Source organism: Onishia taeanensis (assembly GCF_003268885.1).
GTDB classification, from domain to species: domain Bacteria; phylum Pseudomonadota; class Gammaproteobacteria; order Pseudomonadales; family Halomonadaceae; genus Onishia; species Onishia taeanensis_A.
Genome location: NZ_QLSX01000011.1, coordinates 34128 through 51571, shown reverse-complemented (window position 1 = coordinate 51571; position 17444 = coordinate 34128). Strand labels below are relative to the sequence as shown.

General features: G+C 64.2%; 15 protein-coding genes and 2 tRNA genes. 15 read left to right on the top strand and 2 right to left on the bottom strand.

The window, feature by feature from the left end; translation table 11 throughout:
• Positions 1–7 precede the first annotated feature (7 nt).
• The 3 genes from dnaJ (at position 8) to BCL93_RS14195 (ending at position 2521) form a co-directional block, all read left to right on the top strand.
• Positions 8–1147, top strand: coding sequence for a molecular chaperone DnaJ (gene dnaJ, locus BCL93_RS14205; RefSeq protein WP_112055926.1), 1140 nt, complete (start codon positions 8–10; stop codon positions 1145–1147).
• 158 nt (positions 1148–1305) lie between these two features.
• A complete protein-coding gene (locus BCL93_RS14200; protein ID WP_112055925.1) occupies positions 1306–1587 on the top strand; it encodes a DUF2218 domain-containing protein in 282 nt (93 codons plus the stop codon).
• 13 nt (positions 1588–1600) lie between these two features.
• The gene (locus tag BCL93_RS14195; RefSeq protein ID WP_258396587.1) at positions 1601–2521 is read left to right on the top strand and encodes a DMT family transporter; all 921 of its coding nucleotides are present in this window, start codon (positions 1601–1603) and stop codon (positions 2519–2521) included.
• Here BCL93_RS14195 and BCL93_RS14190 read toward each other — a convergent pair.
• Positions 2493–3509: an esterase-like activity of phytase family protein gene (locus BCL93_RS14190; protein ID WP_181463110.1), complete on the bottom strand. Its 1017-nt coding sequence runs from the start codon at positions 3507–3509 to the stop codon at positions 2493–2495. The genes BCL93_RS14195 and BCL93_RS14190 overlap by 29 nt on opposite strands.
• 254 nt (positions 3510–3763) lie before the next feature.
• Here BCL93_RS14190 and dapB point away from each other — a divergent pair, with 254 nt between their 5' ends.
• The 4 genes from dapB (at position 3764) to greA (ending at position 9799) form a co-directional block, all read left to right on the top strand.
• On the top strand, positions 3764–4582 hold the full coding sequence (dapB, locus tag BCL93_RS14185) for a 4-hydroxy-tetrahydrodipicolinate reductase (protein WP_112055923.1): 819 nt from the start codon (positions 3764–3766) through the stop codon (positions 4580–4582).
• Between the two features lie 312 nt (positions 4583–4894).
• Entirely contained in the window at positions 4895–6040 is a 1146-nt protein-coding gene (gene carA, locus BCL93_RS14180; RefSeq protein WP_112055922.1) for a glutamine-hydrolyzing carbamoyl-phosphate synthase small subunit, read from the top strand.
• A gap of 55 nt (positions 6041–6095) precedes the next feature.
• The gene (gene carB, locus BCL93_RS14175) at positions 6096–9326 is read left to right on the top strand and encodes a carbamoyl-phosphate synthase large subunit (protein ID WP_112055921.1); all 3231 of its coding nucleotides are present in this window, start codon (positions 6096–6098) and stop codon (positions 9324–9326) included.
• On the top strand, positions 9323–9799 hold the full coding sequence (greA, locus tag BCL93_RS14170; protein WP_112055920.1) for a transcription elongation factor GreA: 477 nt from the start codon (positions 9323–9325) through the stop codon (positions 9797–9799). Before carB ends, greA begins: the two co-directional genes overlap by 4 nt.
• 214 nt (positions 9800–10013) lie before the next feature.
• Here greA and yhbY read toward each other — a convergent pair whose 3' ends face one another.
• Entirely contained in the window at positions 10014–10340 is a 327-nt protein-coding gene (yhbY, locus tag BCL93_RS14165) for a ribosome assembly RNA-binding protein YhbY (RefSeq protein ID WP_112055919.1), read from the bottom strand.
• Positions 10341–10526: 186 nt separating this feature from the next.
• Between yhbY and rlmE the strand changes: the two genes are divergently transcribed.
• The 8 genes from rlmE (at position 10527) to BCL93_RS14125 (ending at position 17248) form a co-directional block, all read left to right on the top strand.
• Complete coding sequence (gene rlmE, locus BCL93_RS14160) at positions 10527–11189, top strand: 23S rRNA (uridine(2552)-2'-O)-methyltransferase RlmE (RefSeq protein ID WP_112055918.1); 663 nt, start codon at positions 10527–10529, stop codon at positions 11187–11189.
• Positions 11190–11394: 205 nt separating this feature from the next.
• Positions 11395–13389, top strand: coding sequence for an ATP-dependent zinc metalloprotease FtsH (gene ftsH, locus BCL93_RS14155; protein WP_112055917.1), 1995 nt, complete (start codon positions 11395–11397; stop codon positions 13387–13389).
• A 122-nt stretch (positions 13390–13511) separates the two neighbouring features.
• On the top strand, positions 13512–14375 hold the full coding sequence (folP, locus tag BCL93_RS14150) for a dihydropteroate synthase (RefSeq protein WP_181463109.1): 864 nt from the start codon (positions 13512–13514) through the stop codon (positions 14373–14375).
• On the top strand, positions 14372–15718 hold the full coding sequence (gene glmM, locus BCL93_RS14145) for a phosphoglucosamine mutase (RefSeq protein ID WP_112055916.1): 1347 nt from the start codon (positions 14372–14374) through the stop codon (positions 15716–15718). Before folP ends, glmM begins: the two co-directional genes overlap by 4 nt.
• Before the next feature lie 98 nt (positions 15719–15816).
• Positions 15817–16566: a triose-phosphate isomerase gene (tpiA, locus tag BCL93_RS14140; protein WP_112055915.1), complete on the top strand. Its 750-nt coding sequence runs from the start codon at positions 15817–15819 to the stop codon at positions 16564–16566.
• A 5-nt stretch (positions 16567–16571) separates the two neighbouring features.
• Positions 16572–16931 (top strand): preprotein translocase subunit SecG, encoded by a 360-nt coding sequence (gene secG / locus BCL93_RS14135; RefSeq protein ID WP_112055914.1) that lies wholly within the window; start codon positions 16572–16574, stop codon positions 16929–16931.
• Positions 16932–16958: 27 nt separating this feature from the next.
• Positions 16959–17045: transfer RNA gene (locus tag BCL93_RS14130), tRNA-Leu, on the top strand.
• A 126-nt stretch (positions 17046–17171) separates the two neighbouring features.
• Positions 17172–17248 (top strand) — tRNA-Met (locus tag BCL93_RS14125).
• The last annotated feature ends 196 nt before the right edge of the window (positions 17249–17444 follow it).

The window sequence follows — 17444 nt, the reverse complement described above, 5'->3', positions numbered from 1 at the left end:
CAGACCCATGTCCAAACGTGATTACTATGAAGTTCTGGGCGTCGAGCGCGGGGCCGACCAGAAAGAGGTCAAGAAGGCCTACCGACGCCTCGCCCAGAAGTTTCACCCGGACCGTAATCCGGATGACGAAGGCGCGCAGCAGAAGTTCCAGGAGGTCTCCGAGGCCTACGAGGTTCTGAGCGACGCCGATAAGCGCGCGGCCTACGACCAGTTCGGCCATGCCGGTGTCGATGGCCAGGCCGGCGGTGGCTTCGGCGGCGGCGCCGGTGCCGGCGGCTTCAGCGACATCTTCGGCGACGTGTTCGGCGACATCTTCGGCGGCGGCGGTGGTCGACGCCACCCGAACGCCCCGCAGCGTGGTTCCGACCTGCGCTACAACCTTGAGCTCGACCTCGAGGATGCGGTGGCCGGTACCTCGGTGGATATCCGCGTGCCGCGCCATGTCGAATGCGGTCGCTGTGACGGTGGCGGTGCCGAGCCCGGTTCCACCAAGGAAACCTGCCCGACCTGTGCCGGTCACGGCCAGGTGCGCATGCAGCAGGGCTTCTTCGCCGTGCAGCAGACCTGTCCGACCTGTCATGGCAGCGGCCAGCAGATCAAGGTGCCCTGCCACGAGTGTCATGGCGAAGGTCGCGTGCGCGAGACCCGCACCCTGTCGGTGAAGATTCCCGCAGGCGTCGATACCGGCGATCGCATTCGCCTCAACGCCGAGGGCGAGGCCGGCATCAACGGTGGTCCGCCCGGCGATCTCTACGTACAGGTGGCGATCAAGCCGCACAAGATCTTCCGCCGCGACGGTCGTGATCTGCTGTGCGAAGTGCCGATCAACTTCGTCGATGCCGCCCTTGGCGGTGAGCTCGAAGTGCCGACCCTGAACGGCCGGGTCAAGCTGAAGATTCCCGCCGAGACCCAGACCGGCAAGCTGTTCCGCATGCGTGGCAAGGGCGTCAAGCCGGTGCGCGGCGGCCCCGCTGGCGACCTGCTGTGCAAGGTCGTGCTGGAGACCCCGGTCAAGCTCAGCGACGACCAGAAAGACCTGCTGCGCCAGTTCCAGGACAGCCTGGAAGGCAGCAACAACCATCACTCGCCGAAGAAGACCAGCTTCTTCGACGGCGTGAAAAGGTTCTTCGAGGACATGAAGCCGTAAGGCCTCTCGAAGCCGGCTGTGATGGAAAAGGCCCTCGTCATCTCGAATGGCGGGGGCCTTTTCATTATCAGGCTTTCACCCTGGCGCAAGCCCGGGGTTCGTAGATAGTCTGTTGGAAGAACCGACCCCTCCCGCCTTTTACCCTCGAGGATACCGTCATGCCCATTTCACGTACCGAAATTCCCACCGAGTCCGGGGCCAAGCTGATCAATCGCCTGTGCAAGCACTGGGCGCACAAGTTCCAAGTCGAGCACGAAGAGGGCCATGGCCGTGTCCATTTCGACGCCGGCACCTGCCTGATGGAAGCCGATGCCACGCACCTGCGAGTGGCCGTCGAGGCGCTGGATGTCGAGAGTCTCGATACGCTCGAGGGCGTGGTGGCGAGCCACCTGGAGCGCATGGCCGGCGATGAGCCGCTGAAGATGGTCTGGGAAAACTGAGCAGGCGCACTCCGTGATCCTCAAGGCCCATCTCGGCCTGCTGTTGTGGGCGCTGCTGGTAGGCCTGTCGTTTCCCGCGGTGGGGCTGATCGGCGCCGACCTGCCGCCGATGTTGCTGACCGCCCTGCGCTTTACGGTAGCGGCGCTGGCACTCTGGGGGCTGGCCAGGCGAGCGCCGGATCGCTGGCCCGACGGCGCCGCCTGGCTGCTTTATGGGCTGATGGGGCTGTGTCTCGCGGGATTCTTTACGGCCATGTTCTGGGCGGCGAATCATGCGACGGCGCTGTCGATGGCCACGCTGTTCGTCAGTGTGCCGCTGTTGGCCTTCCTGTTTGGCCTCGCGGCAGGGCTTGAGCGCCGCGGCTGGCGGCTTCCACTGATCCTTGCCCTGGGCGCCGCCGGTGCGCTGTTGCTGGCGTTTGTCGAGGCCGGAAGTCAGGACAGTGCCAGCCTCGGTGTCGTCTTTGGGCGCGGCGAAGCGGTGTTTCTGCTCGGTTGCATGGCCAGTGCGCTCTATCCGGTGCTCTCGAAATGGGGGCTTGCCCGGGGGTGGCTGTCGACCTCGGCGGCGGTGCGCACCTTCTGGAGCCTGGCGCTGGGTGGGGGCTTGGTCGGCGCCCTGGGCCTTGTGGTCGAGCCCGTCGCGGCGCTATCCACGATGCGCCTCAGGGATGCCCTGGTGGTGATCTACCTGGGGCTCTTCTCCAGCGCCGTGACCTTCTGGCTGCAGCAGCGGGCGACCGCGGTGCTCACCCCCGCTGCCGTCACCGCCTACGGCTACCTGGTGCCCTTCGTGTCGATGCTACTGCTGTTTCTTCAGACACCCGACCGGCTTGGCTGGGAGTGGCTGCCCGGTAGCGTACTGGTACTGGCGGCGATGGTATGGCTGTGGCGTGAGGATGTCCTCAGTCGGTGGGCAGCGAGAAGCAACTGAGCAACGTCGTCTGCAGCATGATGAAGTTGTCGTCGCTGACCATCAGGAAGCGGCCATTGTCGAGCCGTGTCAGGCCTTCGAAGTTATCGAGCCGCCAGCCCTCGCCGCTGGAGAGGCGAGCGACGGTCTCGACCTCGGCCACCCCGCTGTCGGTCAGGCGCACCCGGCGCAGGCTGATCACCAGCGGCGCCGGTGGCGCGAAGGCGCGCTCCAGAGCCAGCAGGGTGTCGCCGTTCCCTTCCAGCGCCGTCAGGCCGCTACCGGCTTCCGGCGCCAAGGGGTAGCGCCACTGTCGACCGCTTGCGGGGGCGAACAGGCGTGTGGTGCCCGCAGGCATGTCGGCAGGCGGGCCTTCCAGGCCGACGATCAGGCCCTCGCGACGGTCGACGGCGAGGGCCTCGGCGCCAGCATTGAAGTCGGCGCCCTCGAAGCCCGCTGGCCGCATGGGCTGCCCCACTGGCTGGCCGTCGGGAGTGAAGCGTTGTAGGCGGTGTTCGCGCTCGAAGCCGACCAGCAGGGTGGCGTCGCCATCAATCCCGTTGGCGCCGCCTTCGATGATCAGCGATTCGGCATCCGCCGCGTCGTCTTCGAGCGGCTGACCATCGGCATCCTTGAGGGGCAGGGAGGCAAGCAGGGTGAAACCGCTGAGCTTGTCGGCCGTGAAGTCGAGGCGCGCCTGGTACAGCTGGCCACGATCGGATAACAGGTAGAGCAGCTGGGCGTCGCTGTCCCAGCCCAGCGCCGAGAGGCCGCCCAGCGCCGTGCCGTTAAGAGACGTGCCGTTCAAAGACGCGCCACCCTGCTCCTCAGATTGCCATTCGGAGGGCAGTTTGAGGGTGCCGCACTCCTCGATGCCCTGGCGTGACACGCCGGTTGGCGGGGCCAGCTGGGTCGGGCTGACGCCGCCTGCACAGCTCAGGGGCACGAGGGCGAGGGCGATCATGACGGGCAGCAGCCAGACGGCAATGCGCAGCAGGCATCGGGTCACCGGGCGAGCGCATGCTCGAGGGGCTGAGTGAAGGCCCGAGACAGGCCAGTATGGCAACGGGGGGCGAGACATGGTGGCGTCCGGTGGGGTGACCCTCCGAGCTTAGGCCAGTCGCGGGGCGCGCGCATGACAGACGCGCCGCGTCGGCAGTTGCTATACTCCCGCGACTTTTTGCACGACGTTTCACTTACACGACTTGCCTCGTGATGTTCCGCGACTTGTCCCGCAAGTTTCGCCAACCGCTTGGAGACTGTATGTCCTCTCACGCTCCCCGCATTGCTATCGTCGGTGCCGCCGGCCGCATGGGCCGCACCCTGATCAACGCCGTCACGCAGGATCCGGAGGCCATCCTGGCCGCGGGCATCGTCGAGTCGGGTAGCTCGCTCGCGGGTGCCGATCTTGGCGAGCTTGCGGGCCTTGGCAAGCTCGGCGTGGTGGCCAGCGACGACCTTACCGCTGTGCTCGATGACGTCGATGTGCTGATTGACTTCACCGCGCCTCGGGTGACGCTGGATAATCTGGCGCTGTGCGCCCAGCACGGCAAGGCGATCGTGATCGGCACCACCGGGCTTTCCGATGATGAGATCGCCGAGCTCGACGGCTATCGTGATCGGGTGCCGATGGTCTTTGCCCCCAACATGAGCGTCGGCGTCAACCTGACTCTCAAGCTGCTGGAGACCGCCGCCAAGGCGCTGGGCGATGAGGGCTACGATATCGAAGTGATCGAGGCCCACCACCGCCACAAGGTCGATGCGCCCTCCGGCACGGCGCTGAAGATGGGCGAGGTGATGGCCGATGCGCTGGAGCGGCCCCTCAAGGAGTACGGCGTGTTCGAGCGGGTCGGCCACTGTGGTCCGCGTACCGACAAGGAGATTGGCTTCGCCACCGTGCGCGCCGGCGACATCGTCGGCGAGCATACGGTGATGTTTGCCACCGAAGGCGAGCGCATCGAGATTACCCACAAGGCCTCGAGCCGCATGACCTTCGCCAAGGGCGCGGTGCGCGCGGCGCGCTGGGTGTCTGGTCGTGAGGCCGGCCGCTATGATATGCAGGATGTGCTCGAGCTCAAGTAACGCGAACCTGCCCGGTGCACGGCGTCCATTGGACCAAAGGGCTAGCCGTTGGGCAGTGATTCCGGTAACATTGATCAAATTTTTTGGCCGGGCGATGTTGCCACGCTTGTAGCGGATCGCACCTCGCTTGTAGCGAATCGCCCCAGCAGGCATGTAGAGCGAATGACAACAAGCGGGATGAAACCGGTTCTCCGGGTTTCGTCCCGCTTTTTTACGAGCCGCCGGCAGCGCCCGCCGCCATAAAAGCACACCAGTCGTCGGACGATGAGGCCGTTGCCCCTGACGGTCTCCTGAGCATGGGAGGAAGTTGCGTTGAACAAACCCGCGATATTGGCCTTGGAAGATGGCAGCGTTTTCCACGGCACTGCGATCGGCGCCGATGGGCAAACCAGCGGTGAAGTGGTGTTCAATACCGCCATGACCGGTTACCAAGAAATTCTCACCGACCCCTCCTACACCCGACAGATCGTCACCCTCACCTATCCCCACATCGGCAACACCGGCATCAACTCAGAAGACGTCGAATCCGGCGCCATCGCCGCCGCCGGTCTGGTGATTCGCGATCTGCCGCTGCTGGCCAGCAACTTTCGCAGCGAGCAGCGCCTCGATGACTACCTGAGAAGCCAGAACGTGCTCGGCATCGCCGACATCGATACGCGTCGGCTGACCCGCATCCTGCGTGACAAGGGGGCCCAGAACGGCGCCATCCTGGCCGGCGCGGATGCCGAGGGCGATGACGCCGTCGAGCGTGCCCTGGCCGCGGCCAAGGCTTTCCCGGGCCTCAAGGGCATGGATCTGGCCAAGGTGGTGTCCTGTCAGAGCCCCTATGAGTGGAGCGAAGGCGAGTGGACCCTGGGTCAGGGTTACGCCGATACCTCCACCCACGAGCGTCCCTTCCATGTGGTCGCCTACGACTTCGGCGTCAAGCGCAACATTCTGCGCATGCTGGCCTCTCGTGGCTGTCGCCTGACCGTGGTGCCGGCCCAGACCCCGGCCGCCGAGGTGCTGGCGCTCAACCCGGATGGCGTCTTCCTGGCCAACGGCCCGGGTGACCCCGAGCCCTGCGACTATGCAATCACTGCGATCCGCGAGATTGTCGACACCGAGCTTCCGGTGTTCGGCATCTGCCTGGGCCATCAGCTGCTGGCGCTGGCCAGCGGCGCCAAGACCGCCAAGATGAAGTTTGGCCACCACGGCGCCAACCATCCGGTCCAGGACCTGGAAACCGGGCAGGTGATGATCACCAGCCAGAACCACGGCTTTGCCGCCGACGAGGCGAGCCTGCCGGCCACGCTGCGCGCCACCCATCGCTCGCTGTTCGATGGCTCGCTGCAGGGCATCGAGCGCACCGACCGTCCGGCATTCAGCTTCCAGGGTCACCCCGAAGCGAGCCCCGGCCCGCGCGATGTCGCGCCGCTGTTCGACAAGTTCGTTGCCCTGATGCAGGCCCGCCGCTAGGCGGTCCCTGCTCGATCGCGCCGTCGTCTGTCACCTTTTTTTTGCGGGAAACGTCATGCCCAAGCGTACCGATATCCAGAGCATCCTGATCATTGGCGCTGGCCCGATCGTCATCGGCCAGGCCTGCGAATTCGACTACTCCGGCGCCCAGGCCTGCAAGGCCCTGCGCGAGGAGGGCTACCGGGTCATCCTGGTCAACTCCAACCCGGCGACCATCATGACCGACCCGGTGATGGCCGATGCCACCTACATCGAGCCGATCACCTGGGAAACGGTGGAGAAGATCATCGAGGCCGAGCGTCCCGATGCGGTGCTGCCGACCATGGGTGGCCAGACCGCCCTGAACTGCGCCCTGGAGCTCGACAAGCACGGCGTGCTCGAGAAGTACGGCGTGGAGATGATCGGCGCCAATGCCGACACCATCGACAAGGCCGAAGATCGTGATCGCTTCGACCAGGCGATGAAGAAGATCGGCCTGGAGTGCCCCAAGGCCAAGGTCGCGCACTCGATGGATGAGGCCTGGGAGATTCAGGCCGAGCTTGGCTTCCCGACCATCATCCGCCCGTCCTTCACCATGGGCGGCTCCGGTGGTGGCGTGGCCTACAACAAGGAAGAGTTCGAGGAAATCTGCGACCGCGGCTTCGAGCTTTCCACCAATCATGAGCTCCTGATCGACGAGTCGCTGCTCGGTTGGAAGGAGTACGAGATGGAGGTCGTGCGCGACAAGCACGACAACTGCATCATCGTCTGCGCCATCGAGAACTTCGACCCGATGGGCGTGCACACCGGCGATTCGATCACCGTGGCTCCGGCCCAGACGCTGACCGACAAGGAATACCAGATCATGCGCGACGCATCGCTTGCGGTGCTGCGCGAGATCGGCGTCGAGACCGGCGGCTCCAACGTGCAGTTTGGCGTCGACCCGGACACCGGTCGCATGGTGGTGATCGAGATGAACCCGCGGGTGTCACGCTCCTCGGCGCTGGCCTCCAAGGCCACCGGCTTCCCGATCGCCAAGATCGCCGCCAAGCTGGCGGTCGGCTACACCCTCGATGAGCTCAACAACGACATCACCGGCGGTCGCACGCCGGCGTCCTTCGAGCCGGCCATCGACTACGTCGTGACCAAGATTCCGCGCTTCACCTTCGAGAAGTTCCCGCAGGCTAACGATCGTCTGACCACCCAGATGAAGTCGGTGGGCGAGGTGATGGCGATCGGCCGTACCTTCCAGGAATCGCTGCAGAAGGCACTGCGCGGCATGGAGACTGGCAAGGACGGTCTCGATCCGGTGGTCGACGACTATTCGCCGGAGAGCATGGCGCACCTCAAGGGCGAACTGCAGGCCGCCGGCGCAGAGCGCATCTTTTACATCGCCGACGCCATGCGCGCCGGCCTCTCCGTTGACGAGATCTTTGCGCTCACCAACGTCGACCGCTGGTACCTGGTGCAGATCGAGGACCTGATTCGCCTCGAGGAAGACCTCAAGCGCCGCTCGCTGTCTGACCTTGGCGGTCGCGAGATCTTTGCACTCAAGCGCAAGGGCTTCAGTGACGCCCGCTTGGCGGCCCTGCTAGGCGTGTCCGAGGGCGAGTTCCGCAAGGCGCGCCATGGCCATGACGTGCGCCCGGTCTACAAGCGCGTCGACACCTGCGCCGCCGAGTTCGCCTCCGACACCGCCTACATGTACTCCACCTACGAGGAAGAGTGCGAGGCCGAAGTCAGCGACAAGAAGAAGATCATGGTGCTGGGCGGTGGGCCCAACCGCATCGGCCAGGGCATCGAGTTCGACTACTGCTGCGTCCACGCGGCACTCGCCATGCGCGAGGATGGTTACGAGACCATCATGGTCAACTGCAACCCGGAGACCGTGTCCACCGACTACGACATCTCCGATCGCCTCTACTTCGAGCCGGTGACCCTCGAGGATGTGCTGGAGATCGCCGACAAGGAGCGCCCGGAGGGCGTGATCGTGCAGTTCGGCGGTCAGACCCCGCTCAAGCTGGCGCGTGCCCTGGAGGCCGCCGGCGTGCCGATCATCGGTACCACCCCGGACGCCATCGACCGCGCCGAGGACCGTGAGCGCTTCCAGCAGATGATCGACAAGCTGGGCCTCAAGCAGCCGCCCAACGCCACCGCCAGAAGCTTCGAGGAGGCCTTCGCCAAGGCCGAGGCCATCGGCTACCCGCTGGTGGTGCGCCCCTCCTACGTGCTGGGCGGCCGGGCCATGGAAATCGTCTACTCGGCAAGCGAGCTCGAGCGCTACATGACCCATGCGGTCAAGGTCTCCAACGACTCGCCGGTGCTGCTGGATCACTTCCTCAAGGCGGCCATCGAGGTCGACGTGGACGCGGTCAGCGACGGCGAGCAGGTGGTGATCGGCGGCATCATGCAGCACATCGAACAGGCCGGCGTGCACTCCGGTGACTCCGCCTGTGCGCTGCCGCCGTATTCGCTGCCGGCCGATGTGCAGGATGAGATGCGCGACCAGATCAAGCGCATGGCGGTGGAGCTCAACGTGGTGGGCCTGATGAACGTTCAGCTCGCCTGGCAGGACGGCGAGATCTACGTCATCGAGGTCAATCCGCGGGCCTCACGCACCGTGCCCTTCGTGTCGAAGTGCATCGGTACCTCGCTTGCCCAGGTCGCGGCGCGCTGCATGGCCGGCCAGACCCTGGCCTCTCAGGACTTTACCCGCGAGATCGTGCCGCACTTCTACAGCGTCAAGGAGGCGGTCTTCCCCTTCAACAAGTTCCCGGGGGTCGATCCGATCCTGGCACCGGAGATGAAGTCTACCGGTGAGGTGATGGGCTCGGGCGAGACCTTTGCCGAAGCCTTCTACAAGGCGCAGTTGGGCGCCGGCGAGGCGATTCCGCGCCTGACCGGCGAGCGCAAGGCCTTCCTGTCGGTCCGCGAGCCCGACAAGGAGGGCGTTATCGAGGTGGCCCATTCTTTGATAGAATTAGGCTTTACCCTTTGCGCTACCCGCGGCACTGCACGCGCCCTCGAGGCCGCGGGTATTGCCGTCGAGTCCGTCAACAAGGTCAATGAAGGCAGGCCACACATCGTCGACATGCTCAAGAACGACGAGGTGGCCTACATCGTCAATACCACCGAGGGGCGCCAAGCCATCACCGACTCCTCGGTCATCCGCCGCACCGCTCTCGCCCGCAAGGTTCCCTACGCCACTACGTTGGCGGGGGCGCGGGCCGTTTGTCTGGCGCTTGAGTACGGCAATCAGATCACGGTGCGGCGGCTTCAGGAACTGCATGCAGGAGCGACACAATGAACAAGGTCCCGATGACCGTGGCCGGCGAGCAGAGCCTGCGACAAGAGCTTGAACAGCTCAAGAGCGTGGAGCGCCCCCAGGTGATCGCCGCCATCGCCGAGGCCCGTGAACACGGCGATCTCAAGGAAAACGCCGAATACCATGCCGCTCGTGAGCAGCAGGGATTTATCGAAGGTCGCATCCAGGAGATCGAGGGCAAGCTCTCGAGCTCTCAGGTGATCGACGTCACCAAGCTGCCCAAGACCGGCAAGGTGATCTTCGGCGTGACCGTCGAGCTGATCAATCTGGATAACGACGAGGAAGTGCGCTATCGGATCGTTGGCGAGGACGAAGCCGACATCAAGTCTGGCAAGATCTCGGTCACATCCCCGATCGCCCGTGCCCTGATCGGCAAGGAGGAAAGCGACGTGGTGGTGGTCAAGACCCCCGGCGGAGAGGTCGAGTACGAGATCGGTAGCGTCGAACACCTCTGATCTCAGGACCTGATCGTGAGCTCTGGGGCGGCCCCTCGGCACAGGGGCCAGGCCTCAAACCGGTCACGAGAGGCCGGTCAGCAAGGCTCGTCACCAGAGCCCGTCACCAGAGCCCGTCACCAAGAGAGCCAGGGAACAGCCACAAAAAAGCCCGCGACACTGTCGCGGGCTTTTTTATGCGGCGTTGGGCGAGAAGCGCCCGCCGGGCCCTGGTCTAGCGACGGCCGTGATGTTCCTCGAAGCGCTTGATGTTGGAGAGCTTCGGGTTGGCCTTGGGGTTGGCGCGATAGAGCAGCACCATCTTGCCGATGCTCTGCACGTTGATGGCGCGAGAGGCCTTGGTCAGCTCATCGATGACGGCGGCGCGGTCGTCGCGCTCGGGGATGGCAAGCTTGACCTTGATCAGCTCATGGTCGCCCAGGGCGCGGTCGAGTTCCGCCAGCACGCCCTCAGAGATGCCGTTCTCGGAGACGGTCACGACCGGGTTGAGGTGATGGCCGATGCTGCGCAGTGCTTTCTTTTGTGCCTGTGACAAGCTCATGATATCTTGATCGTTCCGGTTGTGCTGACAGATTGTACTGAACAGGCCATGGTACGTGGAAGTTGGTCTTTGCGAAAGCGTTGGCCTTTGCGAAAACGTTGGTCTTTGCGAAAACACTGTCTCCGCGAAAGCCAAGCGACCGGTCCCCTCTAGTTATTCGATTCCCCAAGCATTTCAGGTGATGACGTGGCACGCTCCACCAGCTCCAAGAGTGCCGGGTCACGTGGTGGCCAGGCCAGCAAGACCAGCGGTAACTGGCTCAAAGAACACTTCGACGACCAGTACGTGCAACGCTCCTGGCAGGATGGCTATCGCAGCCGGGCGAGCTATAAGCTGCTCGAGCTGGATGCCAAGGACAAGCTTTTCAAGCCAGGCATGACGGTCATTGACCTGGGGGCGGCCCCCGGCGGTTGGAGTCAGGTCGCCGCCGAAAAGGTCGGTGAGCGCGGTCTGGTGATCGCTTCCGACATCCTCGAGATGGATGCCCTGGCCGACGTTACCTTCCACCAGGGCGATTTCACCGAGGATTCGGTGCTTGAGGCAATCCTCGAAACCCTCGGCGAGCGGCGCGTAGACCTTGTTATGTCTGACATGGCCCCCAATATGAGTGGTATGGCCGCGATCGATCAGCCTCAGGCGATGTATCTGGTCGAGCTGGCCCTTGATCTGGCTCGCCAGACGCTGTCACCTGGCGGTCGGTTCCTGGCCAAGGTCTTCCAGGGCGAGGGCTTCGATGCCTACCTCAAGGAATTGCGCGGCAGCTTCACCAAGGTCATGACCCGCAAGCCGGAGGCCTCCCGGGCGCGTTCTCGGGAAGTCTACCTGCTGGCGGACGGTTTTCGCGGCTGATCCCCTTTAGGGTTGCACCGCTTGGGCGAGGGCAGGGTGCCGTCGCCCTTCATAGCGATTGGCTATGGTTCTCATGTACGGACACGTACTGTCGAGTGTGCGATGCTGATCGACGCTGGCGTCGGGTGGTTGAACGCGCTGGGCTCCTGTAGTGTCGAATGCATAACCACGTTGGCAGTTTGATTTCAGCAATGAGGGTATTCCCTTGAATGATATGGCGAAGAACCTGATCCTGTGGTTGGTCATCGCGGCGGTGCTGCTGACGGTGTTCAACAACTTCAGTGTCGAGAACTCACCGCAGACGATGAACTACTCTCAGTTCGTCCAGCAGGTGCAGAACCAGCAGGTCCGCACGGTCACCATCGATGGCTATACCATCACCGGTGAGCGCACCGACGGGTCGGATTTCCAGACCATTCGGCCGTCTGCGCAAGACCCCAAACTGATGGATGATCTGTTGGCCAACGATGTCACCGTGGTCGGCAAGAAGCCCGAAGAGCAGAGCCTGTGGACGCGGCTCTTGATCGCCAGCTTCCCGATCCTGATCATCCTTGCCATCTTCCTGTTCTTCATGCGTCAGATGCAGGGCGGTGCCGGCGGCAAGGGTGGGCCGATGAGCTTTGGCAAGTCCAAGGCCAAGCTGCTCTCCCAGGATCAGATCAAGACCACTTTCGCCGATGTCGCCGGCTGCGACGAGGCCAAGGAGGAGGTCGAAGAACTGGTCGACTTCCTGCGTGACCCGTCCAAGTTCCAGCGCCTGGGGGGCACCATTCCCCGCGGCGTGCTGATGGTGGGCCCGCCGGGTACCGGTAAGACGTTGCTCGCCAAGTCCATTTCCGGTGAGGCCAAGGTGCCGTTCTTCTCGATCTCTGGCTCCGACTTCGTCGAGATGTTCGTGGGTGTCGGTGCGTCCCGCGTGCGTGACATGTTCGAGCAGGCCAAGAAGCAGGCACCCTGCATCATCTTCATCGATGAAATCGATGCCGTGGGCCGCTCGCGTGGCGCCGGCATGGGCGGCGGCAATGATGAGCGCGAGCAGACGCTGAACCAGCTGCTGGTCGAGATGGACGGCTTCGAGGCCAACGAAGGCGTCATCGTCATCGCCGCCACCAACCGTCCCGACGTGCTCGACCCGGCGCTGCTGCGTCCGGGCCGCTTCGACCGTCAGGTGACTGTCGGCCTGCCGGACATCCGCGGCCGCGAGCATATCCTCGGCGTCCACCTGCGCAAGGTGCCGCTGGCGGATGACGTCAAGCCGTCGCTGATCGCCCGCGGTACTCCCGGTTTCTCCGGCGCTGACCTGGCCAACCTGGTCAACGAGGCAGCCCTGTTCGCCGCGCGTCGCAACAAGCGCTTGGTGGGCATGGAAGAGCTCGATCTTGCCAAAGACAAGATCATGATGGGCTCCGAGCGCAAGTCGATGGTCATGACCGACAAGGAAAAGCTCAACACCGCTTACCACGAGTCCGGCCATGCCATCATCGGTTTGGTGATGCCCGAGCACGATCCGGTCTACAAGGTCACCATCATTCCCCGTGGCCGGGCGCTGGGCGTGACCATGTTCCTCCCCGAGGAAGACCGTTATAGCCTGTCCCGTCAGCAGATCATCAGTCAGATCTGTTCGCTGTTCGGCGGCCGGCTGGCCGAGGAAATGACGCTGGGTCCGAATGGTGTCACCACCGGCGCCTCCAACGACATCAAGCGTGCCACCGAGCTGGCCCACAACATGGTGGCCAAGTGGGGCCTGTCCGAGGAGATGGGGCCGATCATGTACGACGAGGATGAGTCGCATCAGTTCCTCGGCGGCGGTGGCCAGGGCGGCGGCAAGTTCAAGTCCGGCGATACCACCACCAAGCTTGATCACGAGGTGCGTCGCATCATCGATGGCTGCTATGCACAAGCCAAGCAGATCCTCGAGGACAACCGCGACAAGCTGGATGCCATGGCCGAAGCGCTGATGCAGTTCGAGACCATCGACGCCGACCAGCTCGCCGACATCATGGACGGTCGCCCGCCGCGCCCGCCCAAGGATTGGGATGATGACGGCGGCAGCGGTTCGCCGATCGGCGGCGCGCCCAGCGCAGACGATCAGTCCAGCGGCAAAGAAGACGACAAGGACACCTCGTCTGACGCCGATGAGGACGATGACGAGCCGCGTCGCCGTCCCTCTGACCCCCTGGGTGGCCCCGCCGGCCATTAAGGCAGGGCATCCCAGCAAGACGCGAGGCGCCCCTAGTGGGCGCCTCTCGCGTTTATTGGGTATCATGCGCACCAGCATCCCCCGTGCGGGGCCAATTGCCAGTCAGCAGGATCAAGCAAGCCATGAATGACGGACAAGGCGCCAGTGCGCTGCAGTGCGGCCGGCATCGCCTGGATATTTCCTTTCCCCGCGTGATGGGGATCCTCAACGTGACACCGGATTCTTTCTCCGACGGTGGCCAGCACGCGGCCATCGACGATGCGCTGCGCCATGCCGAGCGCATGCTGGCCGAGGGCGCGGCGATCATCGACGTGGGCGGCGAATCGACCCGGCCGGGAGCGGTCGAGGTTTCGCCTCAGCAAGAGCTCGATCGGGTCGCCCCGGTGGTAGAGCGCTTGGTGCGCGAGCTTGATGCCCTGGTATCGGTCGACACCAGTGCCCCCGAGGTCATGCGCGAGACCGCCGCGCTGGGGGCGGGCATGCTCAACGACGTGAGGGGCCTGCGCCGTGAAGGCGCGTTAGGGGCGGCCGCACATAGCGGCTTGCCGGTGTGCCTGATGCATATGGTCGGCGAGCCTGACACCATGCAGCGAGCCCCGGGCTATGAGCAGCCGGTGGAAGAGGTCGTTAAGGTCTTTCTCGAGGAGCGCATCCGCGCCTGCGAGGCGGCGGGCTTGCGGCGCGAACGCTTGATCCTCGATCCGGGCTTCGGCTTTGGCAAGAGCGTCGAGCACAACCTGCGCCTGCTCAACCGCCTGGCGGGCCTCAAGGATCTGGGGCTGCCGATTCTCGCCGGCATGTCGCGCAAGAGCATGATCGGCAAGGTGCTCGAGCGCCCGGTGGAAGAGCGCCTGCCGGGCAGCCTGGCGCTGGCGGCACTAGCCGTCGAGCGCGGCGCACGGATTCTGCGTGTCCACGATGTGGGGCCCAGTGTGGATGCCGTGAACATGACCTGGGCCGTGATGGAGGAGGGGTTTACCCCATGAGCAGACGTTATTTTGGTACCGACGGTATCCGCGGCACCGTGGGCGATTACCCGATCACTCCTGATTTCATGCTCAAGCTCGGCTGGGCCGTGGGGCGCGTGCTGGCCCGTGAAGGGCGGACCAAGGTGCTGATTGGCAAGGACACCCGGATTTCCGGCTATATGTTCGAGTCGGCACTCGAGTCGGGTCTGTCGGCGGCCGGTGTCGATGTCTCGCTGCTGGGGCCGATGCCGACGCCGGCCATTGCCTATCTGACCCGCACCTTCCGGGCGCATGCCGGGATCGTGATCTCCGCGTCGCACAATCCCTTCGAGGATAACGGCATCAAGTTCTTCTCCGCCGAAGGCGCCAAGCTCCCCGATGCGATCGAAGAGCGCATTGAGGAGATGCTCGAGGCGCCGTTGACCACTGTGGCGCCGGATCGGCTCGGTAAGGCCGTGCGAATCGACGATGCGCCGGGTCGCTACATCGAGTTCTGCAAGTCGACGGTGCCCGATCGGGTCAGTCTGCATGGCTTGAAAATCGTCCTCGATTGCGCCCACGGTGCGACCTATCACATCGCACCCAGTGTCTTTCGCGAGCTCGGCGCCGAGGTCAGCGTGGTCGGTGCTAGCCCCGACGGTCTCAATATCAATCATGAGGTCGGCTCGACGCACCCGGCCAGCCTGCGGGCAGCGGTGATCTCACGGGGCGCCGACCTGGGTGTCGCCTTCGACGGCGACGGCGACCGGGTGCTGCTGGTCGATGCCGACGGCCGCGAACTCGACGGCGACGACATCCTGTTCCTGATCGCCCGCGACCGTCATGCTCGCGGTGAGCTGGGCGGCGGGGTGGTCGGCACGCTGATGTCCAACTTTGGCCTCGCCGCGGCCCTTGAAGCGCTGGGCATACCCTTCGAGCGCGCCAAGGTCGGCGACCGCTATGTGATCGAGCGCCTGGTGGCCAACGGCTGGCAGCTGGGCGGTGAGTCCTCCGGGCACATCGTCTGTGGCCACATCCAGACCACCGGCGACGGCATCGTCTCGGCGCTTCAGGTGCTGGCGATCATGGTCCGCGAGGGCCAGACGCTTGCCAAATTGCTGGGCGGTTTCGAAAAGGCGCCTCAGGCCCTGGTCAATGTGCGCCTTAATGCCGCCACCGATCGCGGCGCGCTGATGGATAGCGAGTCGCTGAAGAAGGCCGTCGCAAGCGTCGAGGCTGAGCTCGGCAATGAGGGGCGTGTGCTGCTGCGCCCTTCCGGCACCGAGCCACTGATTCGGGTGATGGTCGAGGGGCGGCCTCATCTCGATGTGGACGGCCTGGCCAGGCGCCTGGCCGGCGAGGTCGAATCGCTGGTCGACTGAGTCACACCCGCTGATGGCCGGCATGCCTTGTGGTGTGCTGGTTGTCATGCTATGAGCGCTCCTATACCATTTCGCACCACCTTGAAAGAGGACCGTCTATGCGTACTCCGCTGATTGCCGGTAATTGGAAGATGAATGGCTCGTTGGCGCTGGTCGATAGCTTCGCTCGCGCCCTTGCAGCGCGCGGCGTTTCCGCGACGGCCGACGTGGCACTGATGTTGCCGGCGCCCTATCTGCATGCCGCGCATCAGGCGTTTGCCGAATTGCCGGTGGCGCTGGGCGGTCAGACGCTCTATCACCAGCCGAGTGGCGCCTTCACGGGCGAAGTCAGCGCTAGCATGCTCAGCGATTGCGGGGCCCGCTACGTGCTGGTCGGTCACTCCGAACGGCGCGAGCTGTTCGCTGAAGACGATGCCGAGGTGCTGGCAAGGGTCAAGGCGGCCCTCGCCGCCGAACTAACGCCGGTGCTGTGCGTCGGTGAGACCCTCGAAGAGCGAGATGCCGGCCGTACCGAGGCGGTGGTGCTCGGGCAGCTGGCGGCGGTCTTCGACGCTCTCGCTGCGGACGAACGGTCTCGGCTGGTCGTCGCCTACGAGCCGGTCTGGGCCATCGGTACCGGGCGCACCGCGACGCCCGAACAGGCTCAGCAGGTGCATGCGGCGCTTCGTGCGCATCTTGCGACCTATGATCCGACGCTGGCCGAGGGCCTGCGTCTGTTGTACGGCGGCAGCATGAAGGCTGCCAACGCCGCCGAGCTGCTCGCGCAGCCGGACATCGACGGCGGCCTGGTGGGGGGAGCCTCTCTCCAGGTCGACGATTTTCTAGCCATTTGCCAGTCAGCAGGTTGAACCCCATGCAAGTTGCCTTTCTCATGATCCACGTGGCGATCGCCATCGCCTTGGTCGTTCTCGTCCTGCTGCAGCAGGGCAAGGGCGCCGATGCCGGCGCCTCCTTCGGCGGCGGTGCCTCGCAGACCGTGTTCGGGTCCCGCGGCAGCGGCGGTTTCCTGTCAAAGTTCACGGCGCTGCTGGCGGCGGGTTTCTTTGCCACGTCCCTGACGCTTGCCTACTTTGCCTCCCAGGCAGGCCAGGCGCCTGAAACCGGCATTCCGGACGCCAAAGTTGTGGAGCAGCAAAACAACGTGCCAACGCTTGACGACTCCTCATCCGATATGGATAATACAGCGCCAGTGCTAGAGGAGAGCGGCAGCTAAGCCGGCCTCAATTAGTGCTCCCCTGATGCCGAAGTGGTGGAATTGGTAGACACGCTATCTTGAGGGGGTAGTGACCTTACGGTCGTGCGGGTTCAAGTCCCGCCTTCGGCACCATCTGGAACGCCTTGTTATGCCGAGGCCTTCAGTAGCAAGATTGGCATTCAGGCGATTGTCACTTCCACGGCAAGGTAAGAGTTCTTGACGTGAGCCAGAGTGGCAGGTAATATCGCCGACCTGTGATGCGGGGTGGAGCAGTCTGGTAGCTCGTCGGGCTCATAACCCGAAGGTCATCGGTTCAAATCCGGTCCCCGCTACCATTTAGGCCGTCAAGAGACGCCAAATGGGATATAAGGATTCTTGTGAAAGGCCCCTTCCAGTGAAGGGGCTTTTTGTTAGTAGCTCATCTGTTAGCCGTTCCCCTGTTACCAGCCTTCGCTGGTAACACGCCAATCAGCCACCTCGCTTCCTCTTTATCTCCCGGCCAGGTGCCTGACGCAACGGCTGTAGGAGTCT